We start from the raw sequence: 24332 nt of genomic DNA on the forward strand, positions 1-24332 counted from the left end.
GGCCGGCCGACAGCGCGCGCTCGACCGCGTCGCGCGCGGCAGCGGCGATCCGCGCGCACGACGCGGCGGGCGTCAGCGTGTCGCCGCTCGACGCGCCGCTCGCCGTCTTCACGATTTCGAAACGCGCGTCGGGAAACAGCGGCCGCGTCTCGTCGACGAACACGTCGTCGCCGGTCGCGAGCGCGACGTGCGCGCCGTATTCGCGCGCGAGCGCACCGTACAGCCCGGCTTCGCCGAGCTCGACGCCGTTCACCCACACCTGCGTGAACGCGAAGCTGTTGATCGTGTGCGCGAGCACGCCGCGCGTCTGCGATTTCGCGTGAAAGCCGATCATGAACACGAGGTCGGGCCGTTGCTCGAGGCCCGCCATCATCCCGAGCGTGCGCGGCTTGCCGAGCACGATGCGCGCACGCGCGTCGAGCCCGTCGGGCAGCAGGTTGCGGAAGCCGCCGTGCGAGTCGTTGACCCAGACGGCCTGCGCGCCGGCGGCGAACGCGCCTTCGATCGCCGCGTTCGCCTCGGCGGTCATCCAGCGGCGCGCGCGCTCGTATTCCGGATTGCCGGCGCGCGTCTGCTCGACGGCGAACACGCCGGCCACACCTTCGATGTCGGTCGAAATCAGGATCTTCATCAGTGAATGGGACGTCCTTCGTTGCGTTCGCCGAACGGTCGGAACAGGCGATCGAGATCGGGCACGGCGTCGCGCAGCGACTGCCGCACGTGAGCGTCGCGCCCGGCGACCGTCACCGCTTGCAGCAGCGCATCCGCGATCGCGTGTTCGACGCTTTCGGCCGCGGCCATGAACAGCGGATCGAGCGCGGCATCGGCGACGAGCGACGGCAGCGCGACGTACGCCGCGTCGTGCGCGACCGTCCACGCGGTCGAAAACGCGAGCGCGATATCGCCGCTGCCGTGTCCGTAGACCGAACCGGTGCGCGCGAGCCCCGCGCCGGCGCGGCGTGCGAGCCGCGACAATTGCCGCGCGTCGAGCGGCGCATCGGTCGCGAGCAGCATGATGATCGACCCGTGCTCGGGCGGTGCGACCTGTGCGGCCGCGGCCTCGATCGCGCGCCGCTGCTCGACGATGCGCCCGACCGGCACGCCGCCGAGCGTCAGCATCGGCAGCCGGCCGAAATTCGCGAGCACGAGCGCGCCGACCGTATACGGCCGGCCGGCCGCCGTCGCGACGCGCGACGCCGAGCCGATCCCGCCTTTCAGGTCGAAGCAGGACATCCCGCGCCCGGCGCCCACCGCGCCGCGCGCGACGTCGCGCGATGCCGCGCGGCATGCGGCGTCGTAGTGCTCGGCCGTCACCGCGCACGCATGAATGTCGTTCAGATAGCCGTCGTTGCACTCGAACACGAGCGGATTCACGGTCGGCCAGTCGCGGCCGATCTGCGGATTCGCGGCGATCGCCGCGCGGATCTGCGCATGCGCGAGCGCGGCGACGCCGAACGTGTTGGTCAGTGCGATCGGCGTCTCGAGCGTGCCCAGCTCGTCGACCTGCACGAGCCCGACGCTCTTGCCGAAGCCGTTGATCACGGCCGCGCCGGCCGGCACCTTGCTGCGGTACAGATCGCCCGGATGCGGCTTCACGACCGTGACGCCGGTCTGCACGTCGCCCGCGTCGAGCGTGCAATGGCCGACCGTGACGCCCGGCACGTCGGCGATCGTGCCGCGCGGCCCGGCCGGCAGCGTCGCGCTCCACATCGGCGCGGCGCTCATCAGCGGCGCTCCAGCTTCGGATCGAGCGCGTCGCGCAGCCCGTCGCCGAGCAGGTTGAACGCGAGCACCGTCAGGAAAATCGCGAGACTCGGAAAGATCGCGACGTGCGGCGCCGTCACCATGTCCGCACGCGCCTCGTTCAGCATCGCGCCCCACTCCGGCGTCGGCGGCTGCGCGCCGAGCCCGAGAAACGACAGGCTCGCGGCCGTGATGATCGACGTGCCGATGCGCATCGTGAAGTACACGACGACCGACGACACCGTGCCCGGCAGGATGTGCCGCATGATGATCGTCCAGTCCGACGCGCCGATGCTGCGCGCGGCCTCGACGTAGGTCATGTGCTTGAGCATCAGCGTGTTGCCGCGCACGAGCCGCGCGAACGCCGGAATGCTGAAGATCGCGACCGCGCAGATCACGTTGACCATTCCGTTGCCGAGGATCGCGACGACGCCGATCGCGAGCAGAATCCCCGGGAACGCGAACAGCACGTCGGCCACGCGCATCGTGATGCGGTCCCACCAGCCTTCGTAGTAGCCGGCGAGCAGCCCGAAGAACGTGCCGACGACCGCGCCGAGCGCGACCGAGAAAAAGCCTGCGGCGAGCGAGATGCGCGTGCCGGCGACGATCCGGCTGAAGATGTCGCGGCCGAGCGAATCGACGCCGAACCAGTGAGCCGCCGACGGCCCGGCGTTCAGCGCGTCGTAGTCGAAGTAGTTCTCCGGATCGAACGGCACGACGTGTGGGCCCACGAACGCGAGCACGACGAGCACGAGCACGAAGCCGGCCGCGACGAGCGCGACGGTCTGCTTGCGGAACTTGCGCCAGAATTCGCTCCACGGCGTGCGGATCGCGGGCGCTGCGGCCGGCGCCGACGGCTGGACAGTCGCATTCATGCGAACCTCACTTGAACCGGATGGTCGGGTTGATGACCGCGTACAGCACGTCGACGGTCAGGTTGATCAGGATGAATTCCAGCGAGAACAGCAGCACGATCGCCTGGATCACCGGATAGTCGCGCATCGTCACCGCGTCGACGAGCAGGCGTCCGAGGCCCGGCCAGTTGAACACAGCCTCGACGACGATCGACCCGCCGAGCAGGAAGCCGAACTGCAGCCCCATCATCGTGACGACCGGAATCATCGCGTTGCGCAGGCAATGCTTGAGCACGACCATCGGCTCGTGCACGCCCTTCGCGCGCGCGGTGCGCACGAAGTCCTCGTTCAGCACCTCGACGAACGACGCGCGCGTGAAGCGCGCCATCACCGCCGCGACCGCGGCGCCGAGCGTCAGCGACGGCAGCACGTAGCTCTTCCACGTGCCGTCGGGAACGACCGGCAGCCAGCCGAGCTTCACCGAGAAGATCTCCATCAGCAGCATGCCGAGCGCGAACGCGGGAAACGAGATGCCCGACACCGCGATCGTCATCCCGACGCGGTCCGGCCACCGATTGCGCCACACGGCCGACGCGATCCCGATCGCCATCCCGAACGCGGTCGCCCACACCATGCTGACGAGCGTCAGCAGCAGCGTCGGCATGAAGCGCTCGCCGATCTCGGTCGACACCGGCCGCTTGCTGCGCGTCGACACGCCGAAGTCGCCGTGCGCGATCTTCACGAAGAAGTTCGCGAACTGCGCGGGCAGCGGCCGGTCGAGGCCGAGATCGGCACGCACGAGTGCGACCGTCGCTTCGTCGGCCTCGGGGCCGGCCGCCAGCCGCGCCGGATCGCCCGGCAGCAGATGCACGAACAGGAACACGAGCACCGCGACGATCGCGAGCGTCGGCAACAGGCCGAACAGGCGTTTGACGAGGAAATTCAGCATGGGGCACCGATCGGGTCAGCGCGCCGGCCGCTTGCACGGCCGGCGCCGCATGGCGGACGAACCGCCGTCATTTCAGCGAGATTTCGTCGAAGTTGAACGAGCCGTCCGGCATCACGTACGCACCCTGCAGCCGCTTGCTGCGCGCATAGACGATCTTCTCCTGCACGAGGAAGATCCACGGCGCGTCGGCCCAGATCTGCTTCTGCGCGTCCGCATACAGCTCGGCCTTCTTCGTGCGATCGACCGTCTCGAGCGCCTTCGCGAGATCGCCGTCGACCACGTCGCTCTTGTAGTACGCGGTGTTCACGAGCTTCGGCGGCGCCGACGACGACGCGAGCAGCGGCGTGATCGCCCAGTTCGCTTCGCCGGTCGACGACGACCAGCCGATGTAGTACATCCGCACCGGCGCCTTCGCCGGATCGGGCGCGCTCTCGACCTTCGCGACGCGCTCGCCCGCTTCGAGCGCCTGCACCTGCACCTTCACGCCGACCTGCGCGAGCTGCTGCTGCACGAACTGGATCGCCTTCTGCGACGTCGAGTTGTTGTACGCGGACCAAAGCGTCGTCTCGAAGCCGTTCGGATAGCCGGCCTCCTTCAGCAGCGCGCGCGCCTTCGCCGGATCGTACGGCCACGGCCCGAGCTTCGTCGCATAGTCGACGCCCTGCGGCACGACGCCGGTCGCCGGCGTCGCGAAGCCGGCGAACGCGACCTTCGCGAGCGCCTCCTTGTTCACCGCATAGTTGAGCGCCTGGCGCACCTTCGGATTGTCGAACGGCTTCTGCAGCATGTTCAGCGACACGTAGCGCTGCACGATCGACGGCCGCTCGACCACGTCCACCTTCGGATTGCCCTTCAGCTCGGCCGCCTGCTCGAACGGAATGCGGAACGCGAAATCGGCTTCGCCCGTCTTCATCAGCGCCGCGCGCGTGTTGTTGTCGACCACCGGCTTCCAGTCGATCGCATCGATCTTCGGATAGCCCTTCTTCCAGTAGCCGGCGAACTTCTTCACCTTCAGGTCGTCCGTCTGCTTCCATTCGACGAACTCGAACGGGCCGGTGCCGACCGGATGCAGCGCGATGTCGCGCCCCCACGTCTTCAGCGCAGCCGGCGAGATCATCACGGCCGACGGATGCGCGAGCGTGTTGATGAACGCCGAGAACGGCTCGTGCAGCGTGATCTTCACCGTCGTCGGATCGACGACCTCGGTCTTCTCGATCACGCGGAACAGGTTGTAGCGCTTCAGGTGATTCGCCGGATCCGTCACGCGGTCGAAGTTCGCCTTCACGGCCGCCGCGTTGAAATCGGTGCCGTCATGGAACTTCACGCCCGAGCGCAGCTTGATCGTGTACGTCTTCGCGTCCGGGCTCGCTTCGTAGCCGGTCGCGAGGACGTTGACGAGCTTCATGTCCTTGTCGAAGCCGAACAGCCCCTGATAGAACGACTTGACGACGGCCTGCGACACCGTGTCGTTCGCGTCGTAAGGGTCCATCGTCGTGAACGTCGAGTCCACCGCCATGACCGCGGTCTGCTGTGCGAACGCGGGCAGCGCGGCCGACAGCGCGAACGCGCCGGCAAGCGCGACGAAACACGCGCGCGGGCGAAACATCGGAAACGGATGCTGCTTGTTCATGTTGCTGGGCTCCTGTGGATGAATCGGTGACGCCTTGCGGGCGTTTCGGTTTCGGTTTCGACTTCGCTGCGACTGCCCGCGGGCTCGCGCACCGCGGTCGCGGCGCGCGCACCCGCGCTCGATGCTCGATACGTCAATACATCAATACGCGCCGCCGACGCGATGCGTCGCGACGTAATGATCGGGACCGACCGCGACGAGCGGCGCGACGACCGGCTCGTCGCCCGCCGCACGGATCGGGCTCGGAATCTCGTCCGCCGCGAGCTGGCACGGCGCATGCCGGCGCGCCGGGTCGGCCACCGGCACCGCGCTCATCAGCTTCTTCGTATACGGATGCTGCGGCGCCTCGAACACCGCGCGGCGCGGGCCAATCTCGACGATCTGCCCGAGATACATCACCGCGACGCGATGGCTGATGCGCTCGACGACGGCCATGTCGTGCGAGATGAACAGATACGCGACGCCGAGCTCGCGCTGCAGGTCGAGCATCAGGTTGACGATCTGCGCCTGCACCGACACGTCGAGCGCCGATACCGACTCGTCCGCGATCACGACCTTCGGGTTCAGCGCGAGCGCACGCGCGATCGCGATCCGCTGCCGCTGGCCGCCGGAGAATTCGTGCGGATAGCGGCGCGCGGCGTCGGGCCGCAGCCCGACCTTGTCGAGCAGCCAGTCGACGCGCGCCTGCGCTTCGCGGCCGCTCGCGACGCCGTGCACGAGCAGCGGCTCCATGATCGAGAAGCCGACGGTCAGCCGCGGGTTCAGCGACGCGAACGGATCCTGGAAGATGAACTGGATGTTCCGGCGCAGTGCCTGCAGCTCCGCGCCCTTCAGCGCGCTGATGTCGCGGCCGTCGAACTCGATCGAGCCGCTCTGCGATTCGACGAGGCGCAGCAGCGAGCGGCCCGTCGTCGACTTGCCGCAGCCCGACTCGCCGACCAGCGCGAGCGTCTCGCCCGCGCGCAGCTCGAAGCTCACGCGCTCGACCGCGTGCACGTACTGCGACACGCGGCCGAACACGCCGCTCTTCACCGGAAAGCGCGTGACGAGGTCGCGCACGCGCAGGATCGGCGGCGCGGCCGGATCGACGCGCGGCTGCGCGGCGCCGGGCGCATCGTCGGTCGCGGCCGCTGCGGCCGATGCGGCCGATGCGGCCGATGCGGTCGATCCCGCCGGCGCCCCCGGCGCGCTCGCGCGCGTGCCGTCCGCGTTCAGCAGCGGAAACTTCCGCGGCGCATCGGTGCCCTGCATCGACCCGAGACGCGGCACGGCCGCGAGCAGCGCGCGCGTGTAGCGGTGCGCGGGCGTCGCGAAGATCCGTGCGGACTCGCCCTCCTCGACCTTCTCGCCGCGATACATCACGAGCACGCGATCGGCGACTTCGGCGACCACGCCCATGTCGTGCGTGATGAAGATCACGCCCATGTTCATCTCGTCCTGCAGCCCGCGGATCAGCTGCAGGATCTGCGCCTGGATCGTCACGTCGAGCGCGGTGGTCGGCTCGTCGGCGATCAGCAGCGCCGGGCGGCACGACAGCGCCATCGCGATCATCACGCGCTGCCGCATCCCGCCCGACAGCTGATGCGGATAGCGCGCGAACACGCGGCGCGCCTCCGGAATGCGCACGAGATCGAGCAGCCGCAGCGCTTCCGCGCGCGCATCGTCGGCGCTCTTCGACTGGTGCAGCACGATCGCCTCGCTGATCTGGTCGCCGACCGTGAACACCGGGTTCAGCGACGTCATCGGCTCCTGGAAGATCATCGCGATGTCGGCGCCGCGAATGCCGCGCATCGTCGCGGCGCTCGCCTGCGCAAGATCGACGACCGCGCCGCTGCGGCGCCGCAACGCGATCCGGCCGCTCGTGATCTCGCCGCCGCCGTGCTCGACGAGCCGCATCAGCGCGAGCGACGTGACGGACTTGCCGGAGCCCGATTCGCCGACGATCGCGAGCGTCTCGCCGCGATCGACGTGAAACGACACGTTGCGCACCGCGTCGAACGTCGCGTTCTCGCGGCGGAACATGACCGACAGGTCGTCGACCGCGACGACGCGCTGCTCGGGCAGCGCCAGGCCGGACGGGTTTCGGGTCGAACTCATGCGTGGTCTCCTGGAACGGTCCGCAATCAGGCCGCGTCGTCGCGATAGATGCCGACTACCGGCGCGTCGCCGACACGCGCGTAGCCGCGATACATCCCTTCGGTGTTGAACGGCATCGCGACGTTGCCGTGCGCATCGACCGCGATGATCCCGCCGCGGCCCGCGATGCGCGGCAGCTTGTTCATCACGACGTCGTGCGCGGCGTCCGCCAGCGACGCGCCGCGATACGCGATCTGCGCGGCGACGTCGTGCGCGGTCGCGAGCCGGATGAACATCTCGCCGGTGCCGGTCGCCGATACCGCGCAGGTCGCGTCGTCCGCATAGCAGCCGGCGCCGATGATCGGCGAATCGCCGACGCGCCCCGGCTGCTTGTTCGTGATCCCGCCCGTCGACGTCGCCGCCGCGATGTGTCCGTGCACGTCGCACGCGACCGCGCCCACCGTGCCGTGCTTGCGGTCCGGATCGAGCGGCTCGGCCGGCTGCGCGGCGCCGAACGCGAACGTCGCGGCATCGTGGTCCAGCATCGCACCCGCGGCCGCGCGCGCCTTCAGCCACTGCGCATGACGCGATTCGGTGTCGAAGTAGCCGGGCTCGACGAGTTCGAGCCCCTGCGCGGCCGCGAACGCATCGGCGCCGGCGCCGGCGAACAGCACGTGCTCGCTCGCCTCCATCACGCGCCGCGCGGCGAGCACCGGGTTGCGCGTGCGCGTCGCGCAGCAGATCGCGCCGGCGGCGAGCGTCGCGCCGTCCATGATCGCCGCATCGAGTTCGTGCGTGCCGTCGGCCGTATAGACGGCGCCGCGTCCGGCATTGAACAGCGGGCAATCCTCGAGCATCCGCACCGCGACGGTGACGGCGTCGAGCGCGCTGCCGCCATCGGCGAGCACCTGCTGCGCGGCGCGCAGAATCGCGGTCAGTTCGGCGCGGTAGCGGCGTTCGGTATCGGTGTCCATCGCATCGCGCAGGATCGTGCCTGCGCCGCCGTGAATCGCGACGATCGCGGGTGAAGTCATGATTTTTTCGGAGCGGAAGAAGAGGGTTTGGCGGCCGGCAGCGCCGCCTGCGGCTGCACGAGCCACGGCAGCAGGAATTCGGTCATCTCGGCGGCGGATTTCGCGGAGCGGTGCGTGCGCAGCGCGACCGCGTCGATCAATGCCTCGATCATCGTCAGCACGGCGGCTTCGGACGTCGCCGCGAAGCGCCGTTCGGCCTTCACGTACAGCTTCAGCGACGCGATCGGCGCAAGCGGCGACTCCGGCCCGTCGGTGATGCCGAGCACGCGCGCGCCGCGCGCCGCCGCACGGCGCGCGAGTTCGATCGTGTCCTTCACGTAGCGCGGAAACACGAGCGCGATCACGAGATCGCGCTCGTCCGCCGTATAGAGCCGGCGCGCCGCATGCGACGGCCCGCCGAGCAGCGCGAGCGACTGCACGCTGTCGTGACATACCGACAAGCCGTGCTCCATCAGCCCCGCGAGAAACGCGCTCGACCCCGCGCCGAGGATCAGCACGCGCCGCGCGCCGACGATCGCTTCGACCGCCGCCTCGATATCGGCCGCGTCGAGCTGCGCGCGCGTGTTGCCGATGTTCGCGACGGCCTGGTCGAACACCGCATCGATCCATACCGCGTCGCGCACGCCCGGCTCCTGCTCCTGCGCCGAGCGCAACCGTTCGACCGGACCGAGCGTCGCCTCGAAGCCGCGCACGAGCGCCGCACGCATCGCCGGATAGCCGTCGAAGCCCAGCGCTTTCGCGAAGCGGTTCGCGGTCGCGATCGACGCGTTCACCGCCTGCGCGAGCTCGTCGATCCGCATCGTCGCCGCGCGAAACGGATTCGCGAGCACGAATTCGCCCATGCGCCGATGGATCGGCGTCATCAGTGGCATCGCGGCGGCGATGCGTTCGGCGATCGCCGTTTCGTCGTGGCCGGCGTCGTGCGGAGCGAGAGACGTCATGCGAAGGGTCGTTGCAAGGATGATGAAAATGAATTTACACAATCCTTCAGCGAGAAAAAAATAAATTTTCATGTTCGCGGCGACGATGGCTCCGCATCCGACGCGGCCGCCAGTCGTCCGATCAGCGCGCAAGCGCACCGTGCGGGCATTGCGCACCGGGGTTGCGTTGCGTCGCCGTGCACGACGTTCGCACGAGGCTCGGGAAAACCCCGAATAAGTTCGTTCGAATGCAGATTGCCGTTGACCTGCTTCGCATTCGAACATACGATGTTCGAAAATGATCAGTCGTCAGATAACATTGGCTTTCAATGGCCGCGAAATGTTCGATCGAACACTGATATAGCGATAAAGATCAGGAGAATTGGCTCCCTTTCTGATCGGACATCGTACAAATAAACACACACAACCCATGCGCGACGACGCGTCCGCATGGACCGGGCGGACGCCGCGCGCGTGCCCGGCTGAAACAGGAGACGGCAGTGAAGACAGTGAAGGCGTTGCGCTGGTGGATCATCGTGCTCGTGTGTCTCGGCACGATCCTCAACTACCTCGCGCGAAATTCGCTCGCGGTGCTTGCGCCCGAGCTGAAGCAGGTCTTTTCGATTTCGACGCAGCAGTACTCGTACATCGTCGGCGCGTTCCAGATCGGCTACACGATCATGCAGCCGGTGTGCGGGTTCGTCGTCGACCTGATCGGGTTGCGGCTCGGTTTCGCGCTGTTCGCGATGCTGTGGTCGGTGGTCGGCGTCGCGCACGGGTTCGCGTCCGGCTGGCTGTCGCTCGGCGTGCTGCGCGGCTTTCTCGGGCTGTTCGAGGCCGCCGCGATTCCGTCGGGGATGAAAGCCGTCGCCGAATGGTTTCCTGACCGCGAGAAATCCGTCGCGGTCGGCTACTTCAACGCGGGCACGTCGCTCGGCGCCGCGATCGCGCCGCCGCTCGTCGTGTTCATCTCGATGCGGCTCGGCTGGCAGGCCGCGTTCATGGTCACGGGCGCGCTCGGGTTCGTGTGGGCCGCGCTGTGGTACGTGCTGTACCGGTCGCCCGCCGAGCATCCGCGCATCACGCCGCGCGAGCGCGCACTGATCCACGACGGTCAGACGACGATGCCCGCCGTATCGAAGCGCCGCATCCGCGACGTCGTCACCGCGCGGCGCTTCTGGGCGATCGCGCTGCCGCGCTTCTTCGCGGAACCCGCATGGCAGACCTTCAGTTTCTGGATTCCGCTGTACCTCGCGACCGAGCGCCATATGGAGCTCAAGCAGATCGCGATCTTCGCGTGGATGCCGTTTCTCGCGGCCGACCTCGGCGGCATCGCGGGTGGCTACCTGTCGCCGTATCTCGCGAAGCGGTTCAAGCTGCCGCTCGTGTGGTCGCGCGTCGCGGGCGTCGCGCTCGGCGCGGTGCTGATGCTCGGGCCGGCGACGATCGGGCTCGTATCGTCGCCGTACACGGCCATCGCGCTGTTCTGCGTCGGCGGCTTCGCGCACCAGATGATCTCCGCGCTCGTGAACACGCTGTCGGCCGACGTGTTCGATCCCGAGGAAGTCGGCACCGCGAGCGGCTTTGCCGGAATGGCCGCGTGGATCGGCGGGCTCGGCTTCTCGCTGCTGGTCGGCGCGCTCGCCGACAAGATCGGCTACGCACCGCTGTTCGCTTGCCTCGGCCTGTTCGACATCGTCGGCGTCACGCTGCTCGCGCTGCTGATCCGCGGACAGTCGAAGCAGGAACGCCTGCTCGCACAGCATGCGTGACATTCGCTCTCACCAGGAACCGCTTTCATGACTTCGCTTCTTCATCCGCCGGTGTTCCGCGTCGCCGCCCGGCACGGAAACCGCGTGCTGCTCGCATCCGACACGGGCGCGACCGTCGAGATCTTCGTGCTCGAGGACGACATCGTCCGCGTGCGCGTGCTGCCCGACGCGGTCGCGCGCACCCCGCGCACATGGACGATCGCGCCCGGCCTCGACGACGTGCCGCTCGACGGGCGGGACCGGCTCGACCTCAGCGGCTTCGCGCTGCCCGCATACGAACTGATCGAGGACGCCGATGCCGTCCACGTCGAAACCACGCAGGTGCGGCTCGCGGTGCGCCGCCAAGGCGGCCGGTGCACGTGGTCGATGCGCGGCGCCGACGGCGCATGGCGCGTCGTGCTCGCCGACCGTGCGACGCAGGCATACAACTTCGGCTGGTGGGACGACCGCGCATATCACTACGTCGCGCGCGAACGCGGCGACAAGGTGTTCGGCCTCGGCGAGCGTGCAGGCGAGCTCGATCGCACCGGCGCGCGCTTCGAGATGCGCAACATCGACGCGATGGGCTACAGCGCGAAGCACACGGACCCGCTGTACAAGCACATCCCGTTCTACATCACGTGGTCGCCCGACGCGCGCCACGGGTTCGGGCTGTTCTACGACACGCTGTCCGACTGCGCGTTCGACATGGGACGCGAACTCGACAACTATCACGGCCCTTATCGCTACTTCGTCGCCGAGCACGGCGATCTCGACTACTACTTCATCGCGTCGCCCGACACACCGCTCGCGGCCGCGCGGCGCTTCACGTGGCTCACCGGACGCCCCGCGCGCACGCCGAAATGGGGCCTCGGCTACTCGGGCTCGACGATGAGCTACACCGACGCGCCCGACGCGCAGCAGCAAATGAACCGGTTCGTCGAGCAGTGCGACGCGCACGACGTGCTGTGCGATTCGTTCCACCTGTCGTCCGGCTATACGTCGATCGGCGCGAAACGCTACGTGTTCAACTGGAACCGCGACAAGTTTCCCGATCCGAAGGGTTTCGTCCGGCATTACCTCGATCACGGCATCCGCCTGTGCGCGAACATCAAGCCGTGTTTGCTGCGCGACCATCCGGCGTTCGACGAAGCCGCGCGACGCGGGCTGCTGATCCGCTCCGCATCGGGCGAACCCGCGTGGGTGCAGTTCTGGGACGAAGTCGGCGCGTACCTCGACTTCACGCAGCCCGACGCATATCGCTGGTGGCAGGAACAGGTGACGTCGGCGCTGCTCGACTACGGCATCGCGTCGACGTGGAACGACAACAACGAATACGAGATCTGGTCGCCCGATGCGATCGCGCACGGTTTCGGCCAGCCGTTCCCCGCGCGCGAAGCGAAAGTGCTGCAGACGATGCTGATGATGCGTGCGTCGCGCGACGCGCAGCGCGCGCACGCGCCGGCGCTGCGGCCGTTCCTCGTGTCGCGCTCCGGCGGCGCGGGCATGCAGCGCTACGTGCAGACGTGGTCCGGCGACAACTACACGTCGTGGGAGACGCTGCGCTACAACCTGAAGATGGGACTCGGGCTCGCGCTGTCCGGCGTGTCGAACATCGGCCACGACATCGGCGGCTTCTCCGGCCCCGCGCCGTCGCCCGAGCTGCTGCTGCGCTGGGTGCAGTTCGGCATCTTCATGCCGCGCTTCAGCATCCACTCGTGGAACGACGACGGCACCGTGAACGAGCCGTGGATGTATCCGGAAATCGCCGCGCAGGTCGCATCGCTGATCAAGCAGCGCTACCGGCTGCTGCCGTATCTCTATCACCTGCTGTGGCTGTCGACCACGCGCTACGAACCGGTACTGCGGCCGACCTTCGCCGATTTCCCGGCCGATGCGCGCTGTTACGACGAATGCGACGACATGATGCTCGGCGACGCGCTGCTCGTCGCGCCGGTCGTCGAGCCGGGCCGCACGGAACGCACCGTGTATCTGCCGTCCGATGCGCGCTGGCTGTGCTGCGCGAGCGCGCAGTCGTTCGACGGCGGCGCGAGCGTGACGCTGCCGGCGCCGCTCGACACGCCGGTGATGCTGCTGCGCGAAGGCCGTGTGCTGCCGCTGAACGTCGCGCAACAGCATTTCGGCGCGCGCGCCGATGCGCGCGGCTTCATCGTCGCGCCGCGCATCGACGACGGCGTCGCGCACGGCGAATGCGTCGAGGACGACGGCGAAACGGAAGCATGGCGCGACGGCGAATACGGACTATGGCGGATCGACACCGCGCGCGACGGCTCCGGTGCGCTCGCCGTGTCGGTGCGCTGGGACGGCAAGCTGCGCCGCCCTGCCGAGCGCATCGACATTCTGCTGCCCGCGTCGCTGCAAGGCGCGCTCGCCGTGCGCGGCGCGCGGGTCGAACACGATGCGCAGGACGGCGTGTGGCGCCGGCTCGTCGTCGCGTTCGACGGCTGAGTTCGCGCCGCCCGATCGGCACGAATCCGGCGGGTCGCGTGCGCGGCCTGCCGCCAACCACAGAGGAGGCTCGTCAGCCTCCCGCCCCGTTTGAAGAGACTTGGAGATCGACAATGAAAAGATCGCATCACCGTTATGCGTTCCTGATTTTTTCCGCCGCGTCGCTCGGCGCATCGGCGGCCCACGCCCAGAGCAGCGTGACGCTGTACGGCGTCGTCGACGACTCGCTCGCGTACGTGAACAACCAGCAAGGTCACTCGAACGTGTACATGCGCGACGGCAACCTGTATGCGTCGAAGTTCGGGCTGCGCGGCGACGAGGATCTCGGCGGCGGCACGCACGCGATCTTCGATCTGCAGGCCGGCTTCAACCTGAACACCGGCGCGCAGGCCGCGGCCGGCACGATCTTCAACCGGCAGGCGTTCGTCGGGCTGCGCAACGACCGCTACGGCACCGTGACGGCCGGCCGCCAGTACACGCCGTACTTCCTGCTCGTCGGTCCGTACGCGCCGAGCGCATGGCTGACCGGCGCGACCGGCGCGCACCCCGGCGACATCGACGGACTCGACACGACGATCCGCGTGAACAACTCGGTCACCTATACGTCGCCGATGTTCGCCGGACTGACGGCGAGCGCGATGTACGCGTTCGGCGGCATCGCGGGCGCGACCGGCAAGGGCAACACGTTCAGCGCCGCGCTGCGTTACGCGAACGGGCCGGTCGGCATCGCGGCCGGCTATCTGCGGATCAACAGTTCCGGCTCGTCGGCCGGCTTCCAGAATCCGGAGATCGCATCGTCGGGCAGCTTCGCCGTGTCGGTGCTGAACCAGGGCTACCTGACCGCGAAGGCCGTCGAACAGGTCGCGGCAGCCGGCAACTACACGCTCGGCGATCTGACGATGGGGCTCAACTACTCCAACGTGAAGTACCTGCCGGGCAACGGCGCCGCGTTCACCGACACCGCGGTGTTCAATACGTACGGCGCGCTCGCCGCGTATCGCTTCACGCCGACGTTCGCGGTCGCCGGCGCGTTCTCGTATACGCTCGCGTCGAAGGCGAACGGGATCGCGAGTGCGGCTCGCTATCAGCAGTATTCGCTGAAGGAGTCGTACAGCCTGTCGAAGCGCACGACGCTTTATGCGCTGCAGGCGTATACGCATTCGAGCGGGCAGACGCTCGGTGCGCAAGGCGGCGGCCATATCGTCGATGCGGCGCCGATCGTCGGCGATTCGCAGCAGCTCACGCCGTCGACGACGCATGGTCAATTCGTCGGTATGGCGGGGATTGCGGTGACCTTCTGAAGCCGGCGGCAGCACGTTGCGCGTGCTGCCCGGCATCCCGAACGCGACGCCGGCCGCAGCGGATCGTATGCGCGTGCCGGCCCCTGCAACGTCGCGCGCGTCTCCTCGCCCCGCACGCGCCGTCCGTTTCCGCGCTCGCATCGATGGCTTACAATTCGTCAGCTTTCCGTCTGCACGTACTTTCTTGCAGTCCTGACACCGGGTTACACTCGGCGCACCCCGTACAGGGTTCCGTGCGCGCATGTCACGTGCCCGGTAGCATCGCGCGTCGTTGTTCCCACAACTGGATGCCAGCCATGCCGGATTCCCGCCTTTCGCCTCGAGTCACATTCAAGCCGCAAGTCGTCGTACCGGCGCTCGTGATCGTCGGCGCGCTGCTCGCCGTTTGCGCTCTGCTGCCTGCGGAGGCCGGCGCGTTGTTCTCGGCCGGCCAGCAATGGGTCGTGTCGCGCTTCGACTGGTTCTACCTGTTCGCCGTGACCGCATTCCTGGTGTTTCTGGTGCTGATCGCCGCAAGCGACTGCGGCAACATCCGGCTCGGCCCCGACGACGCCGAACCGGAGTTCAGCTTCGTGTCGTGGACGGCCATGCTGTTCGCGGCCGGCATGGGCATCGGCCTCATGTACTTCGGCGTCGGCGAGCCGATGCAGCATTTCCTGAAGCCGCCGCTCGCTGCCCCCGGCACACCGGCCGCCGCACGCGAGTCGATGCTGATGACCTTCTTCCACTGGGGCTTTCATGCGTGGGCCGTCTACGGATTGATGGGGCTCGTGCTCGCGTATTTCGGCTTCCGCTACAACCTGCCGCTGACGCTGCGCTCGGGGCTGTATCCGGTGCTACGCGAGCGCGTGAACGGCTGGGCCGGCCATGCCGTCGATGCGTTCGCGCTCGTCGGCACGGTCGCCGGGATCGCGACGACGCTCGGCTACGGCGTGGTGCAGATCGGCGCGGGCCTTCACACCGTCACCGGCTGGGACACGAGCGGCAACGCGTTCCGCGTCGGGCTCATCGCGCTCGTCATGATCGTCGCCGGCGCATCGGCCGCGAGCGGCCTCGACAAGGGCGTGCGGCGCCTGTCCGAGCTGAACCTGCTGCTGGCGTTCCTGCTGCTCGCGTTCGTGGCAGCCACGGGCCCGACGCTGTTTCTGCTGCGCGCGCTCGGCGACAACGTCGGCCAGTATCTGGCCGGCATCGTCGATCTGTCATTCCGCACGTATGCGTACGCGTCGCCGAACGAGGAGGGCTGGTTTGGCGGCTGGACGATCCTGTACTGGGCATGGTGGGTGTCGTGGTCGCCGTTCGTCGGCATGTTCATCGCACGCATTTCGCGCGGCCGCACGATCCGCCAGTTCGTGATCGGCGTGCTGCTGGTGCCGACGGCGTTCAATCTCGTGTGGATGACGGTGTTCGGCAACAGCGCGATCTGGCTCGACGCGCACGGCGCGGCAGGCGCGCTCGCGCAGACGGCCACCGACGTGGACGCTCTGCTGTTCCGCTTCTTCGACTTCCTGCCTCTGACGCACTTGCTGTCGTTCGTGTCGATCGTGCTGATTGCGGTGTTCTTCGTCACGTCGGCCGATTCGGGCGCGTTCGTGCTCGACCAGATCGCGACGCGCGGCGCCGAGAACTCGCCGGTATGGCAGCGGCTGTTCTGGGCCGCGCTGCTCGGCGCGACGGCCGCCGTGCTGCTCGTCGCGGGCGGACTCGGCGCACTGCAAGCGATGACGTTGATCGCCGCACTGCCCGTCGCAATCATCATGCTCGCGCTGTGCTACGGACTGTGGCGCGGGCTCGCGGCCGACCGGGCGCACCATTCGCGGGACGTTGCGCCCGCAACGAGCTTCTGGACCGGCCTGCACTGGCGCCACCGGCTGACGCACATCCTGCGGCAGACCACCGAGTCCGACGCTCGCCGCTTCGTTACCGAGACGGTCGAGCCTGCACTACGCAAGGTTGCCGACGAACTACGCGCAGGCGGCGTCGACGCGCACGTGCAGCGCGACGGCGGGAACGTCGTGCGGCTCATCGTTCCGACCGCCGAACATCGCGATTTCGTATACGGCGTGCGCGTGACGGCGAAATCCGCGCCCGCCTTTCTCGTGCGCGAGGCCGCGGAGCCGGAATTGGAACGTCCGCACGTGTACGGAATTGCCACGTTCTTCGCGGACGGGCGACTCGGCTACGCGATCGAATACCTGCGCGGCGACGAAGTAATCGCCGACGTGCTGCGCCAGTACGAACGGTACGTGTCGCTCGCGGCCGACAAGCGCACACATCTGCTGAGCCGCGCACCGGGACGTGCGACGGAGGCCGATTGAACCCGTGGATCACGCCCGCTCGGGCCGACCGTACGGCGATACCGAAAGGAGCCGCTCGATGAACGGGCTGCTGCACGATCGCAGCGCCGACATCGTCGCGCTCGGAGCGCTCGCCGTGCTGTACTTCGGCGCACTCGGCATCGCGCTGTGGCGCATCCGCGTCGCACGGCGCGGCAGGCCCTACTGGATTGCATGTATTGCGCTGCTTACTGGCGGCGCCGTCGCGATGGCGGGAAACCTGTCGCCCATGCCGAACAGCGGCGAAATGCCGCCGGGCTTCGGACTGGGCGTCGAGGCGATTCTGCTCGGACTCGCCCTTGTCGCGGCAGGTTGTGCATGGCTGATGCTGCGCGCGACGCGCCGTTGAGGCCGGCAGCACGAATTGGCTTCACATGCCCGAACGGCGCGCCCTGAGACGAAGCTGCGCCGTTCAACGTTTGTGACCGACTGCCGCGAGCTGACGCGATACGGGATCGGCTCAGACTCGTATTCAGACACGGACTTGGGACTGGCGACTGGGGCCCCGCACTCGCACTCGGACGCCACAAGCGTAGCCTTACGACATGCTCACGCCGCCCCGATCGTTCATATTTCTTACATTCGCGCTGCGTATCGTTGACGGCTTTCCTACGGTGCCTCCCATGCGACGACTCCACCCGCGCGCACTGCTCGTGCGCTGTGCTTCAGTTGCTGCCCTCGCGGCGCTGCTGCCCTCGTGCTCGAACCACATCGACACGCCCGCCGATCCGGCAAGCGCCGCGATCAACGTGCAGGCCGCGTGGGTCGAAATCGGCGACGCGAACCAGGCGATCGCCCGCGTCATCACCGACTACAGCCCCGCTTCCGCCGGCGATCCGGTGTGTCCGCAACTGTCGGTCGACGGCAAGCTGTCGAGAATGGCGTTGCGCGCGGGCGCCGCGACCGTCGCGCAGCGGCCGACCGCGAGCGATCCGGCCGACTCGAAGCCGTCGAGCTTCCCGGTGTCGGTCTGTGAGGCGGCATTGCCGGCCGGCGCGCAGGCGGCGAGCGTCGCAGGCCGCGCGCTGCCGCTGCCGAAGGCGCAGCCGCAGCGCATCGCGATCATCGCCGACACCGGCTGCCGGATGAAGAAGGCCGACAACGCGTGGCAGGCGTGCAACGACGCGACGGTCTGGCCGTTCGACACGATCGCGGCGAGCGTCGCGAAGCTGTCGCCGGATCTGGTGCTGCATGTCGGCGACTATCACTACCGCGAGAACGCATGCCCGCCGGACATCGCCGGCTGCAAGGACAGCCCGTGGGGCTACGGCTGGGATACCTGGCAAGCCGACCTGTTCCGCCCGGCGGCTCCGCTGTTCGCGAAGGCGCCGTGGATCGTCGTGCGCGGCAACCATGAAGAATGCGCGCGTGCGGGCCAGGGCTGGTACCGCTTCCTCGATCCGCGTCCGTATTCGGCGGCCCGTTCGTGCGACGATCCGGCCAACGACAACGATGCGAACTACTCGGAACCGTATGCGGTATCGCTCGGCGGCGGCACGCAGGTGATCGTGTTCGACACCGCGAAGGTCGGCCGCAATCCGCTGAAGACGACAGACGCGCAATTCAAGATCTATCAGAAGCAGTTTCAGACGGTGGCCGCGCTCGCGGCGAAGCCGGGCATCACGACGACGCTCTTCACGAACCATCATCCGATCCTCGCGTTCGCGCCAATCGCGGGCAGCACGCCCGCGCCCGGCAACCTCGCGCTGCAGTCCGTGATGGCGAGCCTCAACGCCCAGGCGTACTACCCGCCCGGCGTGCACGTCGCGCTGCACGGGCACGTGCACGACTTCCAGGCGATCAACTTCTCGTCCGGACATCCGGCGACGATCGTGTCCGGCAACGGCGGCGACAACCTCGACGTCGCGCTGCCCGACCCGTTCCCGGCCGGCCTGACGCCTGCACCGGGCGCGGTGATCGAGCGGCTGTCGCACAACAACAGCTTCGGGTTTCTGATCATGGAGCGGCGTCCGGCGCCGGCGACGGGCTGGACGTTCCATGCGTATTCGGCGGCCGGCAAGCTGCTCGCGTCGTGCGATCAGTCCGGTACGACGCTCGCATGCGACAAGACGGGATTCATCGCGCCGTGATCGACGACGTTCGACGTGACGGTCGTCACGGGCGCCCCGCGCGTGCCGTCCGCCTGCTCGCAGCCGCATCGTTCGCGAGCATCGCGCTCGCAACGCACGCCGCACCGTCCGAAACGGTGCTGTTGCCCGGCGCGCCGCCGTCGCGCGTCGTCGGTACGATCGGCAGCGGCACGCCGCAGGTCGCGGGCAAGATCGACGCGGCGACCGCCCGCTTTGCACCCGACCCGACGCTCGTCGCACTCGGCCGCCGGATTTTCTTCGACGCGCGGCTGTCCGAGCCGCGCGGAACGTCGTGCGCGGGCTGCCACGATCCCGGCCGCGCGTTTGCGCCGACGCTGTCGGCCGCTTCGCTGGCCGGGCCCGGCGTGCCGGAAGGCAGCCGGCCCGGGCGCTTCAGCCAACGCAACGCGCCGTCGCTGCTGTACGTGCGCTACGTACCGCGCCGGCACTTCTACCAGGACGACGACGCACCCGCGCCGTCGCCGTTCGGCGGGCTGTTCAGCGACGGTCGCGCGGACACGCTCGCCGAGCAGATCCGCGGGCCGCTGTTCGATCCGAACGAGATGAACAACCGGTCGCCGGCCGCGCTGCTGCGCAAGGTCGACGCAACCGAACTGGCGCCGGAACTGGCCGAGCGCTTCGGCGCGTCGGTACGGCGCGATCCCGGGCAGCTCGTGCGCGCGCTCGGCTTGGCGATCGAAGCCTATCTGCAGAGCGACGAGATGGCGCCGTTCACGTCGCGCTTCGACACGTACCTGCGCACGCGCAAGCCGCTCGCACCGGCCGAAATGCGCGGCCTTGCGCTGTTCCGGAATCCCGACAAGGGCAACTGCATGAGCTGCCATACGCTGTCCGACACGTCGAACCGGCCGGAGCGCTCGCTTTTCACCGATTTCGGCTACGACGCGATCGCCGTGCCGCGCAACCGCGCGCTGCCGGCGAACCGCGATCCGCGCCATTTCGACAACGGGCTGTGCGACACCGCAGCGCGCCTGCGCTGGCCGGAACCGACGCAATGGTGCGGCTACCTGCGCACGCCCGGGCTGCGCAACGTCGCGATCAAACAGACCTTCATGCACAACGGCGTCTTCACGACGCTGCGCGACGCCGTCGCGTTCTACAACACGCGCTCGACGGACCCCGGCCGCTGGTATCACGGCGCCGCGACGTTCGACGACGTGCCGGCCGCCTATCGCGGCAACATCAACGTCAATTCGACGCCGATGAATCGCCGGCCCGGCACGCCGCCGGCGCTGACCGAGGCCGAGATCGACGACATCGTCGCGTTCCTCGGCACGCTGACCGACGCGCGTTACGCGAACAATGTTCGCATGCTGCATCGCAGCGCCGTGTCGCCGCGCTGAATCGCCAAGCGAGCCGCAATACTCGCCTTTCCGCTGTCGACACCGTCCGAGAGCTCCTTGGCAAGACGGTCGATTCCATCGGACCGCAGGCGCCGGTGACCCACATGCGTCCGACGTTGAATCACATCAGGTCGACGCCACGATGCCGACCCTGCGGCGATTCGCGCCAATCGCTCGGAGTCGCCCCATTCAAGTCGCACTTTTGCCGTTCGTCACGGCGCAGTAATGCAAGTTCGCGGTTACCAGGCAACGAATACGGAATCCAATGCACTACCGAATCGCGACGGAACGGCAAATCCGAAACAACTCACTCGGCACGACATTGGCCGCCCAATAGCGAACACCGCGACCGCGAACCGATCAGCATTGACGCAGTTCCGCGATCGCGGTCGGACGAATGAAGGTCACGCGTGATCGATGAACGGCCGCGCCGCTCCATACAGGGCGCCCGACGCGGCTCCAAGCGCAGCGCCGGCGGCCCCCCCTGCAATGGCTATATACGCCGCGGCGGTATCTGGCCTGTTGTCGCGAAGTTCACTCGATATCGCGATACCGGTCGCTGCGGCGCCGAGGGCCACCGCGCCGCCGATGACACCCGCCGCGGCGCCGACTACAGCCGAAGCAAGCGCACTGGCCGCCATCGCAGACTCGGACGACAGCCCCGCTGACACCGCGCGAATGATGGAGCCGGTCAATGCTACGCATCCGATTCCAACGGCAATACCGACGACGGCCGGAGCATATGTCTTCGCGGCAGATGCGGCGCTCGTGACGACCGACCCTAGCGAGTCGCGACGATGAGCGGCCTGTTGAGAGTCGCCGGCAACGGATTGATGAGAAAACGAAACGGGTTGCGAAGGGATTGAAGTCATGACGATGTCCTCCAGTAGGGTGTGAGCACGGATGGCCGCACAGCTTGCCTGGCATCGCCACCGACGACTGTCAAAAATCGAACCTTGTGTGGCCGGTGATCCGCGTGTTCCGCACTTTATGCGCTCGATACCGACCTGCGGGGGCGCACGACCAAGGCCGATACGACGCCTGCAAATCTCAAGCTTGCACGCGCCGTCCGGGCCCGCCCCCCGGACTTCGTTCCCCGTCGCATATCGTGCGCGGCCCATGACCCGATTTCCGGCAGCCCACGCGCGGCGGACTCGCACTCGATCGCCGTTGCGCGTCGTCCGTGCGGCCAACGTGCGATGTCGCACTTGACAGCCCCCGTTTGCACGAACTACTGTACAAAACACCACCTGTATAAACATACAGCTTTTCGCGCATTCCATTCCCATCTCTTTGGCTGCGCGAACCGCGACCGTTAATGCAACATCACGGAGAGCCTTATGCAGCAAGAAGCGCTGTCGAAAGTGGAACACCTGGTCCGTATCGTCAACGACACAGATCGCCAGATACTGGCGTGGCTGCGCGCGCAGGTGGGCGACGCCCGCGTCGAACGCGCGGCGCGGCAACTCGGGCACACGCGCAAGCCCTTTCCGTCCGCGGTGTGCCGGTATCTGGGCATGAGCGCGCCGGCCACGCTGCGCGCCGTGCACCGCACGCGTGTCGCGCGCGATTTCTCGGTCGGCGATCGCTATCTGTCGCTGATTCGTCAGCACCTCGCGACGCACGCCGGCAACCGCTGACGCGCAGTCGTGACACATGATGTGGCGAACGCCGCAGGCCGACCGGAATGCCGGCAACCTTGGACCGTTCGTGAAAGTTGTTGCTCAGGCGGCCGTCGCCGCGTCGCGTATCAGCCGGCCGAGGGTTTCGAAAGCCGCTTCGTGCACCGCGTCGAATGCGCGCGTGCACGCGAGCCGGACATATCCGTCGAAACGGTCGGAATTCGAGAAGATCGAGCCGGGGGCGATCTTGATACCGTGCGCGAGCGCGGCGTCGAACAGCGCGTCCGAGCGTACGCCGTTCGGCAGCGCGATCCACAGCAGCATCCCGCCCGGCGGCCGGTTCATCCGCGTGCCGGGCGGAAAATGGCGCGCAATCGCGTCGATCGTCACGTCGCGCTGCACGCGCAGATGCTCGCGAAACCGGTGCAGATGGCGGTCGAACGCGCCGGAGCCGACGAACTCGGCCGCCACCGCCTGCAGCAGCGCGGCGTTGTGCCGGCTGTGCGCGAACTTCAGCATCTTCGCGCGCGCATGCCAGCGTCCTCCGCTCATCCAGCCGAGCCGCATGCCGGGCGCGAGCACCTTGTTGAACGACGGGCAATAGATCACCGTGCCGTCGCGATCCCACGCTTTCACGGGCTTCACCGCGTGCGGCGCCTCGACGAGCTCGCGGTACGGTTCATCCTCGATCACGGCAACGCCGCGGCTCGCACACAGCGCGACGAGCGCCGCCTTGCGCTCGTCCGGCATCACGCTGCCGAGCGGGTTCTGCAGGTTCGGCACGACGACGACGGCCCGAATGTCCGGATACGCAGTCAGCGCCACCTCGAGAGCCTCGATCGACAGTCCGGTCGTCGGGCTCGCCGGAATCTCGAGCGCGCGCAGCCCGAGGCTTTCGAGCAACTGGATCAATCCGAAAAAGGCCGGCGATTCGATCGCGATCGTGTCGCCGGGGCGCGATACCGCGCGCAGCGCGAGATTCACCGCATCGACGCCGCCGCTCGTCGACATCACGTCGTCCGGCGACACGGTCACGCCGTACGTGAGCGCGCGTTTCGCCATCGTCTGCCGGAATTCCGGCGAACCGCCGACCGGACCGGCGTCGGTGAGCAGCGTCGGCTTGCGTCGCAGCAGCCGGATCGCGAGCGCCTGCAGGCGCTCGGCCGGATACAGTTCCGCCGTGGCCGACGCGCCGCCGAGGTTCAGCGCGCCGGCCGCCGCATTCGCGCGGTCGATCACGCGCGACACGCGTTCGTGCAGCCCCGCGAACGGCGGCTCGATGCTCAGTGCCGGCCCGTCGCTATCCGGCAGAGTGTCCAGCACGGCCGACGCGCGGCGCCGCACGAAGTAGCCGGAGCGCGGCCTCGCCTCGCACCATCCCGTGTCCTCGAGCCGCCGGAACGCCTGAATCGCCGTCGACAAACTGACGCCATGCTGGGCCATGAACGCGCGTACCGACGGCATCCTGTCGCCGGGCGACAGCGTGCCGGCCGCAATGATGCGGCGGTAATGCTCGGCAAGCCGTTCGTAAAGCGGTTCGCCGGCCATCGGCAGGGGCGTGCGGCGCGCGTCGGTAACAGGAATCATGCGAGCGATCGTGCCCGCGCGGCTTGGTGCCCGCCAGATACAGATTCCGCGGAAATGGACCGATACAGCAACTCAAAATCATCGTCTGCACCGGAACAGATTCCCGTCCCCTGAATCTGTCGCGCCACCGCCCATTTCCCTAACCTGACTGCACGTTGTCGCCTCGCCGTCGCGAGGCCGCGCCATCGAAGGGAATCGCCATGCGGACGCAACATATCCGGCTCGACGCCGGGCAAAGCCACGTTGCGTGGCTCGACAAGGGCAGTCGGGTGGTCGTGCTGGACGGCACGCTCGCCGTCACGCTGCGTCAACGTACGATCGACTGGCTGCCCGATGCGCCGCACCACGTGTGCCGCGTGCTCGACGAAGGCGAATGCCTGACGATCGATACGGCCGGTCACGTCGTGCTGGCTGCGCAACGCGCACGCGTGGCGAGCGTGATGGTAACGGCGCCTGCCCACACGCCCGGCATGCGTGCACGGTGCCGCGCGATCCTGCGGCGACTGATCACGCCGATCGGCCGCGGCCGGCAGGTGCGCGGGCAGCCGTGAGTCGCGCGACGGGTCCAGCCGCATGCATCTCGTCGGCAACGGCCGGTGCCGCCCT

At 68.1% G+C, this 24332-nt stretch carries 19 protein-coding genes; 9 read left to right on the forward strand and 10 right to left on the reverse strand.

What is annotated here, in order from left to right:
* From BUB20358_RS22325 to BUB20358_RS22360, 8 genes are all read right to left on the reverse strand, one after another.
* The coding region (locus BUB20358_RS22325; RefSeq protein ID WP_174905120.1) for a M55 family metallopeptidase at positions 1–631 on the reverse strand (631 nt) is incomplete at its 3' end.
* Entirely contained in the window at positions 631–1725 is a 1095-nt protein-coding gene (locus BUB20358_RS22330) for a DmpA family aminopeptidase (protein WP_035973981.1), read from the reverse strand. The genes BUB20358_RS22330 and BUB20358_RS22325, both read right to left, overlap by 1 nt.
* The gene (gene gsiD / locus BUB20358_RS22335) at positions 1725–2618 is read right to left on the reverse strand and encodes a glutathione ABC transporter permease GsiD (protein WP_006765762.1); all 894 of its coding nucleotides are present in this window, start codon (positions 2616–2618) and stop codon (positions 1725–1727) included. Before gsiD ends, BUB20358_RS22330 begins: the two co-directional genes overlap by 1 nt.
* 7 nt (positions 2619–2625) lie before the next feature.
* The gene (gsiC, locus tag BUB20358_RS22340; protein WP_006765761.1) at positions 2626–3546 is read right to left on the reverse strand and encodes a glutathione ABC transporter permease GsiC; all 921 of its coding nucleotides are present in this window, start codon (positions 3544–3546) and stop codon (positions 2626–2628) included.
* A 67-nt stretch (positions 3547–3613) separates the two neighbouring features.
* Positions 3614–5176 (reverse strand): glutathione ABC transporter substrate-binding protein GsiB, encoded by a 1563-nt coding sequence (gene gsiB / locus BUB20358_RS22345; RefSeq protein WP_006765760.1) that lies wholly within the window; start codon positions 5174–5176, stop codon positions 3614–3616.
* A gap of 141 nt (positions 5177–5317) precedes the next feature.
* On the reverse strand, positions 5318–7273 hold the full coding sequence (locus BUB20358_RS22350; RefSeq protein ID WP_035973980.1) for a dipeptide ABC transporter ATP-binding protein: 1956 nt from the start codon (positions 7271–7273) through the stop codon (positions 5318–5320).
* Positions 7274–7299: 26 nt separating this feature from the next.
* Entirely contained in the window at positions 7300–8286 is a 987-nt protein-coding gene (locus tag BUB20358_RS22355; protein ID WP_035973979.1) for an isoaspartyl peptidase/L-asparaginase family protein, read from the reverse strand.
* Positions 8283–9227: a MurR/RpiR family transcriptional regulator gene (locus BUB20358_RS22360; protein ID WP_006765758.1), complete on the reverse strand. Its 945-nt coding sequence runs from the start codon at positions 9225–9227 to the stop codon at positions 8283–8285. The genes BUB20358_RS22355 and BUB20358_RS22360 overlap by 4 nt, the downstream gene beginning before the upstream one ends.
* A gap of 479 nt (positions 9228–9706) precedes the next feature.
* Here BUB20358_RS22360 and BUB20358_RS22365 point away from each other — a divergent pair, with 479 nt between their 5' ends.
* From BUB20358_RS22365 to BUB20358_RS22395, 7 genes are all read left to right on the forward strand, one after another.
* On the forward strand, positions 9707–10978 hold the full coding sequence (locus tag BUB20358_RS22365) for an MFS transporter (RefSeq protein ID WP_006765757.1): 1272 nt from the start codon (positions 9707–9709) through the stop codon (positions 10976–10978).
* Between the two features lie 27 nt (positions 10979–11005).
* Positions 11006–13426 carry a glycoside hydrolase family 31 protein gene (locus BUB20358_RS22370; RefSeq protein ID WP_006765756.1) on the forward strand — a complete coding sequence of 807 codons (2421 nt, stop codon included), beginning with the start codon at positions 11006–11008 and terminating at the stop codon, positions 13424–13426.
* 113 nt (positions 13427–13539) lie between these two features.
* Positions 13540–14727: a porin gene (locus BUB20358_RS22375; protein WP_035973977.1), complete on the forward strand. Its 1188-nt coding sequence runs from the start codon at positions 13540–13542 to the stop codon at positions 14725–14727.
* Positions 14728–15023: 296 nt separating this feature from the next.
* Positions 15024–17045, forward strand: coding sequence for a BCCT family transporter (locus BUB20358_RS22380; RefSeq protein ID WP_035973976.1), 2022 nt, complete (start codon positions 15024–15026; stop codon positions 17043–17045).
* Between the two features lie 58 nt (positions 17046–17103).
* On the forward strand, positions 17104–17412 hold the full coding sequence (locus tag BUB20358_RS22385; RefSeq protein WP_006765755.1) for a hypothetical protein: 309 nt from the start codon (positions 17104–17106) through the stop codon (positions 17410–17412).
* Between the two features lie 274 nt (positions 17413–17686).
* The gene (locus tag BUB20358_RS22390; RefSeq protein WP_035973973.1) at positions 17687–19153 is read left to right on the forward strand and encodes a metallophosphoesterase family protein; all 1467 of its coding nucleotides are present in this window, start codon (positions 17687–17689) and stop codon (positions 19151–19153) included.
* Entirely contained in the window at positions 19123–20517 is a 1395-nt protein-coding gene (locus BUB20358_RS22395; protein ID WP_249181817.1) for a cytochrome-c peroxidase, read from the forward strand. Before BUB20358_RS22390 ends, BUB20358_RS22395 begins: the two co-directional genes overlap by 31 nt.
* 404 nt (positions 20518–20921) lie before the next feature.
* On the opposite strand, the gene BUB20358_RS22400 is transcribed toward BUB20358_RS22395, so the two are convergent.
* The gene (locus BUB20358_RS22400; protein WP_123806718.1) at positions 20922–21389 is read right to left on the reverse strand and encodes a hypothetical protein; all 468 of its coding nucleotides are present in this window, start codon (positions 21387–21389) and stop codon (positions 20922–20924) included.
* A gap of 492 nt (positions 21390–21881) precedes the next feature.
* On the opposite strand from BUB20358_RS22400, the gene BUB20358_RS22405 reads away from it, so the two are divergent.
* Positions 21882–22157 (forward strand): CppA family protein, encoded by a 276-nt coding sequence (locus tag BUB20358_RS22405; protein ID WP_035975223.1) that lies wholly within the window; start codon positions 21882–21884, stop codon positions 22155–22157.
* Positions 22158–22241: 84 nt separating this feature from the next.
* Here BUB20358_RS22405 and BUB20358_RS22410 read toward each other — a convergent pair whose 3' ends face one another.
* A complete protein-coding gene (locus BUB20358_RS22410) occupies positions 22242–23726 on the reverse strand; it encodes an aminotransferase-like domain-containing protein (protein WP_006765751.1) in 1485 nt (494 codons plus the stop codon).
* 200 nt (positions 23727–23926) lie between these two features.
* Here BUB20358_RS22410 and BUB20358_RS22415 point away from each other — a divergent pair, with 200 nt between their 5' ends.
* The gene (locus BUB20358_RS22415) at positions 23927–24277 is read left to right on the forward strand and encodes a hypothetical protein (RefSeq protein WP_035973968.1); all 351 of its coding nucleotides are present in this window, start codon (positions 23927–23929) and stop codon (positions 24275–24277) included.
* The last annotated feature ends 55 nt before the right edge of the window (positions 24278–24332 follow it).

The organism is Burkholderia dolosa (assembly GCF_902499135.1).
Classification (GTDB): domain Bacteria; phylum Pseudomonadota; class Gammaproteobacteria; order Burkholderiales; family Burkholderiaceae; genus Burkholderia; species Burkholderia dolosa.